The organism is Streptomyces sp. NPDC021093 (assembly GCF_044333135.1).
Taxonomy (GTDB): Bacteria; Actinomycetota; Actinomycetes; order Streptomycetales; family Streptomycetaceae; genus Streptomyces.
The window spans coordinates 413,447-420,904 of sequence record NZ_JBIRQJ010000010.1; the positions used below are offsets into that span (position 1 = coordinate 413,447).

At 68.4% G+C, this 7,458-nt stretch carries 6 protein-coding genes; 5 read left to right on the top strand and 1 reads right to left on the bottom strand.

Annotated features, from left to right (window positions below; genetic code table 11):
* Nucleotides 1-65: 65 nt before the first annotated feature.
* The 4 genes from manA (at nucleotide 66) to ACH4SP_RS31260 (ending at nucleotide 5,046) form a co-directional block, all read left to right on the top strand.
* Nucleotides 66-1,337, top strand: coding sequence for a mannose-6-phosphate isomerase, class I (manA, locus tag ACH4SP_RS31245; RefSeq protein WP_398419735.1), 1,272 nt, complete (start codon nucleotides 66-68; stop codon nucleotides 1,335-1,337).
* Nucleotides 1,338-1,464: 127 nt separating this feature from the next.
* Nucleotides 1,465-2,442, top strand: coding sequence for a cation diffusion facilitator family transporter (locus tag ACH4SP_RS31250; RefSeq protein WP_398419737.1), 978 nt, complete (start codon nucleotides 1,465-1,467; stop codon nucleotides 2,440-2,442).
* A 369-nt stretch (nucleotides 2,443-2,811) separates the two neighbouring features.
* A complete protein-coding gene (gene ahcY / locus ACH4SP_RS31255; RefSeq protein ID WP_398419739.1) occupies nucleotides 2,812-4,269 on the top strand; it encodes an adenosylhomocysteinase in 1,458 nt (485 codons plus the stop codon).
* A gap of 135 nt (nucleotides 4,270-4,404) precedes the next feature.
* Nucleotides 4,405-5,046, top strand: coding sequence for a hypothetical protein (locus tag ACH4SP_RS31260; protein ID WP_398419740.1), 642 nt, complete (start codon nucleotides 4,405-4,407; stop codon nucleotides 5,044-5,046).
* Here ACH4SP_RS31260 and ACH4SP_RS31265 read toward each other — a convergent pair.
* The gene (locus tag ACH4SP_RS31265) at nucleotides 5,043-6,011 is read right to left on the bottom strand and encodes an RDD family protein (RefSeq protein ID WP_398419742.1); all 969 of its coding nucleotides are present in this window, start codon (nucleotides 6,009-6,011) and stop codon (nucleotides 5,043-5,045) included. The two genes, ACH4SP_RS31260 and ACH4SP_RS31265, sit on opposite strands and share 4 nt — an antisense overlap.
* Before the next feature lie 125 nt (nucleotides 6,012-6,136).
* On the opposite strand from ACH4SP_RS31265, the gene ACH4SP_RS31270 reads away from it, so the two are divergent.
* Nucleotides 6,137-7,144: a stage II sporulation protein M gene (locus ACH4SP_RS31270; protein ID WP_398419744.1), complete on the top strand. Its 1,008-nt coding sequence runs from the start codon at nucleotides 6,137-6,139 to the stop codon at nucleotides 7,142-7,144.
* The last annotated feature ends 314 nt before the right edge of the window (nucleotides 7,145-7,458 follow it).

Here is a 7,458-nt window from a genome sequence, read left to right on the forward strand (position 1 = left end):
CTCCTGACTTCTCCCGTCACGGACCGACTCCGACCCACGGCCGCCCCGGGCCGGAAAGAGCCACCATGGACCGCCTCGCCAACACCGTGCGCCCCTACGCCTGGGGCTCCGTGACCGCCATCCCGGAACTGCTCGGTGTCGAGCCCACCGGCGAACCGCAGGCCGAACTCTGGATGGGCGCCCATCCGGGAGCACCGTCCCGCATCGAACGTGCACCGGCCCCCGGCGAGCACTCCCGGCCCCACCTGGCGCCGGCCGACCCGGTCACAGGTCCGGCCCAGCCGCACCCGACTCCGGAGACCCACGCACTCTCCGACGTCATCGCCGCCGACCCCGAAACCGAACTCGGCTCCGCAGCGGTGAAGAAGTTCGGCCCGCGACTGCCGTTCCTCCTCAAGCTGCTCGCCGCCGGAGCACCGCTCTCGGTCCAGGTCCATCCGAACCTCGCCCAGGCGCAGGAGGGGTACGCCGACGAGGAACGCCGCCAGGTCCCGATCGGCGCCCCGGACCGCAACTACAAGGACGCCAATCACAAACCCGAACTGGTATGCGCGCTCACCAAGTTCAACGGTCTGTGCGGTTTCCGAGTTTCCGCGGAAGTGGCCAAGACCCTCGAATCCCTCGGCGTCGACTCCCTCAAGCCCTACGCCGATCTGCTCCGTGCCCGCCCCGAGGAAGCAGCACTCCGCGAGGTCCTCACCGCCGTCCTCACCGCCGACCGTGAGGAAATCGCCGCCACCGTCGCCGAGACGGCCGCCGCCGCCCAGCGCCTGGCCGCCGACCCCGGCACTCCGCCCCGCGAAGCAGCCGCCCACGCGGCATACGCCGACATCGCCCACCACTTCCCGGGCGACCCCGGTGTCCTCGCGGCGATCCTCCTCAACCACGTCGAACTCCAGCCCGGTGAAGCCATGTTCCTCGGTGCCGGAGTCCCGCACGCCTACCTCGACGGCCTGGGTGTGGAAATCATGGCGAACTCGGACAACGTGCTCCGCTGCGGCCTCACCCCCAAGCACGTCGACGTACCCGAACTGCTGCGCATCGTCCGCTTCGAGGCCACCGATCCCGGCATCCTGCGCCCCGAGGCGTCCTCCGACGGCGAAGAGCTCTACGAGACCCCGACCGACGAGTTCCGGCTCTCCCGCTACGTCCTCGCGGAAGGCGCTGCGCCGGTTCACCTCGCGGAAGGTGCCCCGCAGATCCTCCTCTGCACGGCAGGTGCTCCCCGAGCGGGCGAACTGAGCCTTGCCCCCGGTCAGTCCGTCTTCGTACCGGCAGGCGAAGAGGCCGAACTGTCCGGAGTCGGCACGGTATTCCGCGCCACCGTGGTCGCCTGACGCATCAGCAGCCCCCTTCGCCTCGGCGAGCTGCAACAATGTGCGGCCGTACGCACCGCGGCGCTCGGGCCGCAGCATCCAGGACGTCACAGGACATCCAGGCCATCCAGGAAGGACCCCTGCACCCATGAGCGCGTCAGGCGGAACAAAGGCAATCGTGGCGGCACTCGCCGCCAACCTCGCGATCGCCGTCTCCAAGTTCGTGGCGTTCCTCTTCAGCGGCTCGTCCTCGATGCTCGCCGAGAGCGTCCACTCGCTGGCCGACTCCGGCAACCAGGGACTGCTCCTCCTCGGCGGCAAGAAGGCCCAGCGCGAGGCCACCCCGCAGCACCCCTTCGGCTACGGCCGCGAGCGGTACATCTACGCCTTCCTGGTCTCCATCGTGCTCTTCTCCGTCGGTGGCATGTTCGCCATCTACGAGGGCTACGAGAAGATCAAGGAGCCGCACGCCATCGAGGCCTGGTACTGGCCGGTCGGCGTCCTCGTCTTCGCGATCATCGCCGAGAGCTTCTCCTTCCGTACGGCCATCAAGGAGTCCAACCAGACGCGCGGCACGCTCTCCTGGAAGCAGTTCATCCGCCGCGCCAAGGCCCCGGAGCTCCCCGTCGTCCTCCTTGAGGACCTCGGCGCCCTGGTCGGCCTGGTCCTCGCGCTCGGCGGTGTCTGCCTGGCCCTCGCGACCGGCGACGGCGTCTGGGACGGCATCGGCACCCTCTGCATCGGCATCCTGCTGATCCTCATCGCCATCGTCCTCGCGGCCGAGACCAAGTCCCTCCTGCTCGGCGAGGCCGCCGGCGCCGAGGACGTCGACAAGATCAAGGCCGCGGTCGTCGACGGCGACACCGTCACCCGCATCATCCACATGCGCACGCTCCACCTCGGTCCCGAGGAACTCCTCGTCGCCGCCAAGATCGCTGTCCAGCACGACGACACCGCCGTCGAGGTCGCGGCCGCGATCAACGCCGCCGAGGACCGCATCCGCGCCGCTGTCCCGATCGCCCGCGTCATCTACCTGGAGCCGGACATCTACAGCGAGTCCGCAGCCACCGAGGGCTCCAACCCGGGCCGCACCCCCGGCGGCCCCGCCCCCGAGTCCACCCACTGACTCCAGTACTTCTTGAGCAAGGCCTCCGCCCGGCCCGGGCGGAGGCCTTGCTGCATTCCCCGTGCATTCCCAGTGCATTTCCACTGGATCCATGGGACCCATAAGCCCAGAAGATTCCGAATTGCCCATACGGGAAGCGTGATTTCAGGCCAGCATCACACCGGGGAGGGGCTGGGGACCACTGGGCCGATCGGTGTAGGTTCGTAACCTAGCCAGACGTCGCTGCTGATGGCGGTCGGGCGGTCCGTGGACCGGCCGAGGGAGAGAGGGCCTCCGACGGACTGCGCTGCGAGTGCTCGGGCATTCGTATGCCCGACGCCGCAGATCAGCCGTGACCACCTCGAACCACCTCACGAGGAGCAGCTCTTCATGACGACTGTCGCCACCGGCCAGGACTTCAAGGTCGCCGACCTCTCCCTCGCCGCTTTCGGCCGCAAGGAGATCACTCTCGCCGAGCACGAGATGCCCGGTCTGATGTCGATCCGCAAGGAGTACGCCGCCACCCAGCCCCTCGCGGGCGCCCGGGTCACCGGTTCCCTCCACATGACCGTGCAGACCGCGGTCCTCATCGAGACCCTCGTCGCCCTGGGCGCCGAGGTCCGCTGGGCCTCCTGCAACATCTTCTCCACCCAGGACCACGCCGCCGCCGCCATCGCGGTCGGTCCGAACGGCACCCCCGAGAACCCGCAGGGCGTCCCGGTCTTCGCCTGGAAGGGCGAGACGCTGGAGGAGTACTGGTGGTGCACGGAGCAGGCGCTGACCTGGCCGAACACCCCCACCGGCGGCCCGAACATGATCCTGGACGACGGTGGCGACGCCACCCTCCTGGTCCACAAGGGCGTCGAGTTCGAGAAGGCGGGCGCCGCCCCGGACCCGTCCACCGCGGACTCCGAGGAGTACGCCTACATCCTCACGCTCCTCAACCGCACCCTCGGTGAGAGCCCCCAGAAGTGGACCCAGCTCGCCTCGGAGATCCGCGGCGTGACGGAGGAGACCACCACCGGCGTGCACCGTCTCTACGAGATGCAGCGCGACGGCAGCCTCCTCTTCCCGGCGATCAACGTGAACGACGCCGTCACGAAGTCGAAGTTCGACAACAAGTACGGCTGCCGCCACTCCCTCATCGACGGCATCAACCGCGCCACGGACGTCCTGATCGGCGGCAAGGTCGCGGTCGTCTTCGGTTACGGCGATGTCGGCAAGGGCTGCGCGGAGTCCCTGCGAGGCCAGGGCGCCCGGGTGATCATCACGGAGATCGACCCGATCTGCGCCCTGCAGGCCGCGATGGACGGCTACCAGGTGTCCACGCTGGACGACGTCGTCGGCATCGCCGACATCTTCGTCACCACGACGGGCAACAAGGACATCATCATGGCCTCGGACATGGCCAAGATGAAGCACCAGGCGATCGTCGGGAACATCGGCCACTTCGACAACGAGATCGACATGGCCGGCCTCGCCAAGACCCCGGGCATCGTCAAGGACGAGGTCAAGCCGCAGGTCCACACCTGGACGTTCCCGGACGGCAAGGTCCTGATCGTCCTGTCCGAGGGCCGCCTGCTGAACCTGGGCAACGCGACCGGCCACCCGTCCTTCGTGATGTCCAACTCCTTCGCGGACCAGACGCTGGCGCAGATCGAGCTGTTCACGAAGCAGGAGGAGTACCCGACCGAGGTGTACGTGCTGCCCAAGCACCTCGACGAGAAGGTCGCCCGTCTCCACCTCGACGCCCTCGGCGTCCGCCTCACCACGCTCCGCCAGGAGCAGGCCGACTACATCGGCGTCCCGGTCCAGGGCCCGTACAAGCCCGACCACTACCGCTACTGAGCAACCGGCACCACGCCGCTCAGCAGTAGCAGACAGCCCTAGCTGTCAGGCAGGCCCCCGGACCCCGCGCCGGGGGCCTGCCCCGTGTCCGGCCCACAAGGCCAGGACAGAGCCCGGAAAGACCCCAAGGACCCCATGCCCCGCGGCCGCTATTCGCTCTTCGATCCCCACGATCACACTCCCCTCGGAGAAGAACACTTCCACTGCGCGCCAGGCCCCTCCGGCTGGCGCTACGTCTCCCAGATCACCGCCCCCTCCGGCGACCACGCCGGCTCCGTCGACCTCGCCCTCGACGACCTCGGCCGCCCCATCCGTCTCGAACTCCACGCATCGAGCTGGCAGGTCCGCGGTGCCGCCATCGACGGCGTCACCTGGGTCCGTACCGACCCGACCGGTGATCACGCCACCGAAGGCAATGTCCGCGCCCACGCCTTCACCGGCACATCCCCGGCATTCCTCATCGCTGTCGCCCGTCTCCTGCGCCTCACCCCCGCTTCCCCCGCCACCCGCGTCCGCCTGGTCGCCTTCACCGACCCGGTCCTGGCACCACGTACGCTCGACCAGTCCTGGGCCTTGGTAAAAAGCGAAGCACACGCCACTGACAACGGCCCCCTGATGGTGGACGAATACCAGGTCAACGCCTTGGACACCGGTGAACAACACCAGGTCCACATCGCAGGCGACGTCGTCCTCTCGGCTCCGGGAATCGAGCTCGAACACCTGGAGACGCCCCCGTCGGTCTTCCCCACGGAGCCCACTGCCCCCGACACCTTCTAGGCAGGCGGCGCAAACCCCGTCGTCCCCGCAGACTTCCCCTTCGCCGACTCCGACTCGACGGACGTGCTCACCGCAGGAGCAGGCGTCGGGACAGCAACGACCACGGGCGCCACAGGCAGATCAGCACTCACGGGGCCTGCCAGAGCCGCGTCCGCGCCCAAGGACCCTTCTGCCGAAGCCGAAGCCGAAGCCGAAGCCGAAGCCGAAGCCGAAGCCGAAGCCCGGTAAGCCCGCTGGGTGTCCCGTACCTGTCGCTCCTGCACCACAGCCGCCAAGTAGGCCGCAGCAGGCACCCCCGACGGCACCGGAACCCCCGTGAAACCCGCCATGTCAGTGGCCAACCGCCCAGCCATCGCCCCGCCCACTTGCGGGTCCAACTGCCGCATCCGCGTCAGGAACTGGCGTACGGCCAACCACAGCCCGTCCGGCACCCGCGACAGATCCAGCCCGGCGAACCGCCCCACCAGCCACGGCGGCGGTGCCGGCACCGCATCGGTACGCCCGGCCGACACCCGCTCCCGCACCACCAGCGTCCCGGCGAACACGTCCCCGATCCGTCGCCCCCGCTCCGACACCAGCGAAGCGACACAAGCGATGACCCCGAACGCCATCAGGATCTCGACGACGCCGACCGCCCCCCGCACCAATGCGTGCCGGAACCGGATCGGCCCTCCGTCGTCCCGCACCACCCGCAGCCCGCAGGCCAGCTTCCCGAGCGACCGCCCGTGTGTGAGCGTCTCCACCGCGACAGGTGCCCCCACCAGCACCAGCAGGAACGAGGCCACCATGATCGCTGCCGCAGCCGCATCGTCCAGCGAAGCAGTGGCCAACGTCAGCGCCAGAGTCACCCCGAGGTACACCGACCCCAGCACGGCCATGTCGATCAACAGCGCCAAAGCCCGGCTCGGCAGGCGGGCCGGCCGAACCCCGAGCACCACCGCATCGCCCGTCACGAACTCACTCACCGGTGCTCACCTCTCCAGACCTTCGCCACCCCTGAAATCCTCAGTCTGCCAAGCTGACCCCCAGCGCGCGCAGTGCTGTGCCTTCCCGCCGGACCCGGACCCAGTGCCTGGAGCAGCAGCCGACCATGGACCTCGATGTCTTCGTGACCACCCACCACGCCGAGTGGAACCGACTCGATCAACTCCTGGGCCGAGGACGCCGTCTCACCGGCGCCGAGGTCGACGAACTGGTAGCCCTCTACCAGCACACCGCGACGCACCTCTCCCTCCTCCAGTCGACCACCCCGGACCCCGCCCTCATCGCCCGCCTCACGCAGCTGGTGGCCCGCGCCCGCTCCACCGTCACCGGCACCCGCCGGGCCTCCTGGCGCGACGCGGCCCACTTTCTGACGGCAGGCTTCCCGGCAGCCGTCTACCGCAGCCGCCGCTGGTGGATCCCCTCCGCCCTGCTCTCCATCGCGGTGGCCGCAGCGATCGGCTGGTGGATCGCCTCCCACCCTGAGGTCCAGGCATCCATAGGCGCCTCGGCCGACCTCCGCGAGATGACCCGCCCGGGCGGCCAGTACGAGACGTACTACTCGAGCCATCCGGCGGCCTCGTTCGCGGCCCAGGTCTGGACGAACAACGCCCAGGCGGCTGCCATGTGCCTTGTCCTCGGCGCGTTCCTCTGCGTCCCCGTCCTCTGGATCCTCTTCATCAACATGCTCAACCTCGGTGTAGGCATCGGCCTGATGTCCTCCGCCGGCCGGCTGGACACCTTCCTCGGCCTGGTGCTCCCACACGGTCTGCTGGAACTCACCGCGGTCTTCGTAGCGGCCGGCACCGGCCTCCGCCTCGGCTGGACCCTCATCGATCCGGGTCCGCGCACCCGCCGGGCCGCCATGGCACAGGAGGGCAGGGCAGCGCTCGGCATGGCGATCGGGCTGGCTCTTGTCCTCTTCGTCTCCGGCCTGATCGAAGGCTTCGTCACCCCCTCCGGCCTTCCCACCTGGGCCCGCATCACCATCGGCATCGCCGCGGAGGCTGCATTCCTTCTGTACGTGTACGTATGGGGTGGCAGAGCAGCCCGAGCAGGCGAACAAGGCGACGTGGAACATGCAGACCGGAGCGCCGAGCTCCCGACCGCCGCGTGATGTGCACGCGACCTTCCTGACCTGCTAGTCTTCCTCTCGCCCCGAAAAACCATTGACATGGTTCGAAAGGGGAGGTAGATTCGAACGGTTGCCTTGAGCTGGACAAGCTCGATGGCCATCAGCTAGTCTCTAGCTCGCTCTCCCGGAATTTCATTTCCATTGAGAGCCTCCCGATTCCCTTTCAGAATCACCAACGCCGATTAGCTCGGCCGAAATGCTTCTGATAGAGTCGGAACCGCCGGAAAGGGAAAACGCGAAAGCGAAGAACCTGGAAAGCACCGAGGAAGTCGGAACGGAAACGGTCTGATAGAGTC